The 2,813-nt window shown below is 46.5% G+C and carries 2 protein-coding genes; both read left to right on the plus strand.

Going from position 1 to position 2,813, the window contains the following annotated elements; genetic code table 11:
- Positions 1–62 precede the first annotated feature (62 nt).
- Complete coding sequence (locus AACT21_RS08605; protein ID WP_013857797.1) at positions 63–824, plus strand: DeoR/GlpR family DNA-binding transcription regulator; 762 nt, start codon at positions 63–65, stop codon at positions 822–824.
- 87 nt (positions 825–911) lie between these two features.
- Positions 912–2,744, plus strand: a complete 1,833-nt coding sequence (gene glmS, locus AACT21_RS08610) for a glutamine--fructose-6-phosphate transaminase (isomerizing) (RefSeq protein WP_013857796.1) — start codon at positions 912–914, stop codon at positions 2,742–2,744.
- Positions 2,745–2,813: the final 69 nt, after the last annotated feature.

The following is a 2,813-nucleotide window of genomic DNA, read 5'->3' on the forward strand; positions in this document are numbered from 1 at the left end:
GACAATAAAGTTTCGATTCGATTAATATTGCTTTCGATTCGTAATCTTGAAGAAAAATATAAATGTCGAAACGAAATACACAACTGAGAAGACACACCATCGCTAACCTTGTGAATGAACAGGGTGAGGTCAGTGTTGATGCACTCTCTGCTCAGTTTGAAACCTCAGAGGTGACGATTAGAAAGGATTTGGCCTCTTTAGAGAAAAACGGTCAACTCTTACGCCGTTACGGTGGTGCGATTGCACTGCCTAAAGAGGTGGTCAATGATGAGTTTAATCCTAAAGTTTCGAATCGAAAGATAAAGCTGGCTAAGGCGGCGGCTAAGTTAATTCGAGACCACAATCGCATCGTTATTGACTGTGGTAGTACTACGGCAGCATTAATTCAGCAACTGAATGATAAACGCGGTTTGGTTGTGATGACCAACTCATTGCACGTAGCGAACGCCCTTAATGAATTAGAAAGTGAACCGACACTATTAATGACGGGCGGTACTTGGGATACCCATTCCGAGTCATTTCAGGGCAAAGTGGCTGAATCGGTACTGCGTTCTTACGATTTTGACCAACTGTTTATTGGCGCTGACGGTATTGATCTTGAACGTGGCACCACCACCTTCAATGAACTGATTGGCCTGAGCAAAGTGATGGCCGAAGTCTCACGAGAAGTGATCGTGATGATCGAATCAGACAAAGTTGGCCGAAAAATTCCCAACCTTGAGCTCGCTTGGGAGCATATCGACGTGTTAGTGACCGATAACGATCTAACCGTTCAAGATGCCGCATTGATTGAATCGCACCAAGTGCGAGTGATCCGAGCTTAATTAATCCCTATTCAACCATTCCTAAATAAAGGCCTTCGCTTGCGGCTTTAGGGATGAAGCATAAATCTAAAATGGAGTAAAAACCTTATGTGTGGAATCGTCGGTGCAGTAGCACAACGAGATGTGGCTGAAATTTTAGTGGAAGGACTACGCCGTTTGGAATACCGCGGTTATGATTCAGCCGGTGTTGCTGTGGTGGATAGTGCGAGTCAATTAACGCGCGTTCGTCGTTTAGGCAAAGTGCAAGAGCTAGCCGATGCAGTCGAAAAGCAACATGTAGCCGGAGGCACAGGCATTGCGCACACACGCTGGGCGACACACGGTGAACCTTCCGAAATTAATGCTCACCCACACATGTCGGGCGATATTGCGGTTGTGCATAACGGCATTATCGAAAACCATGAAACGCTACGTGATGTTCTGCGTGAACGCGGCTACCTTTTTGAATCGCAAACCGATACTGAAGTGATTGCTCACCTTGTTGAGTGGGAACTGCGCACGGCCAGTTCACTGCTTGAAGCGGTGCAAAAAACGGTTAAACAACTCGATGGTGCTTACGGTACTGTGGTGCTTGATCGCAAAGATCCAAGCCGTGTTGTGGTTGCTCGCTCCGGTAGCCCGATCGTGATCGGTTTCGGTGTTGGTGAGAATTTCTTAGCTTCAGACCAATTAGCTTTGCTGAATGTTACACGCCGCTTTATGTATCTTGAAGAGGGTGATGTCGCGGAAGTTACGCGCCGCGATGTGACGGTTTTTGCTGCAAACGGCGAACAGGTGACGCGTGAAATTAGCGAATCTAACGCAGAGCACGACGCTGGCGATAAAGGTAAATATCGTCATTTCATGCAAAAAGAGATCTTTGAACAGCCAACGGCATTGATTAACACCATGGAAGGCCGTATCACCAAAGACAGCGTAGTGACAGAAAGCATTGGCGTGAACGCTGCCGAAATTCTTAGCCAAGTGGAACATGTGCAAATCGTCGCTTGCGGAACGTCGTACAACGCAGGCATGACAGCGCGTTATTGGTTTGAAGCATTGGCAGGCGTGAGTTGCGATGTGGAAATTGCCTCTGAATTCCGCTATCGAAAATTTGTCACTCGTCCAAATAGCTTGTTGATCACGCTTTCTCAATCCGGTGAAACGGCAGATACCTTAGCCGCTTTGCGCTTGGCGAAAGAAAAAGGCTACATGGCCGCGATGACTATTTGTAACGTGGCGGGTTCTTCACTGGTTCGTGAATCTGACTTTGCATTCATGACTCGCGCCGGAACAGAAATTGGTGTGGCGTCAACCAAAGCCTTCACTACTCAGCTTGCAACCTTGCTAATGTTAGTGACCGCTCTTGGTAAACAAAAGCAGTGCATTAATAAAGAAAAAGAGGCGGAAATTGTTGAAGCACTGCATGCACTGCCTGCACAAATTAATGCCGCTCTTGCCTATGAAAAGCAGATTGAAGCACTGGCTGAAGATTTTGCAGATAAACACCACACTCTATTCCTAGGTCGTGGTGAGTTTTACCCTATCGCGCTTGAAGCGTCATTAAAGCTGAAGGAGATCTCTTACATTCATGCTGAAGCATACGCAGCGGGCGAATTAAAGCACGGCCCATTAGCACTGATTGATGCTGATATGCCCGTTGTTGTGGTTGCACCAAATAACGAGCTGTTAGAGAAGCTAAAATCGAACATTGAAGAAGTGCGTGCTCGTGGCGGTTTGCTGTATGTGTTTGCCGATCAAGACGCAGGCTTTGCGGCTGATGAAACAATGAAAATCATCACCATGCCACACGTGAGTGAAATTACCGCGCCGATCTACTACACCATTCCAATGCAGCTTCTTTCTTACTATGTTGCTTTAATCAAAGGTACGGATGTCGATCAACCTCGTAACCTGGCCAAAGCCGTAACGGTTGAGTGATACAAGGTGGTTAGAGCACATATTGTCGGAGCATATTAAAGTTTAATTAATCACAATAAAGTCTGATCG

Source organism: Vibrio sp. V08_P9A1T1 (genome assembly GCF_963874405.1).
GTDB classification, from domain to species: Bacteria; Pseudomonadota; Gammaproteobacteria; order Enterobacterales; family Vibrionaceae; genus Vibrio; species Vibrio anguillarum.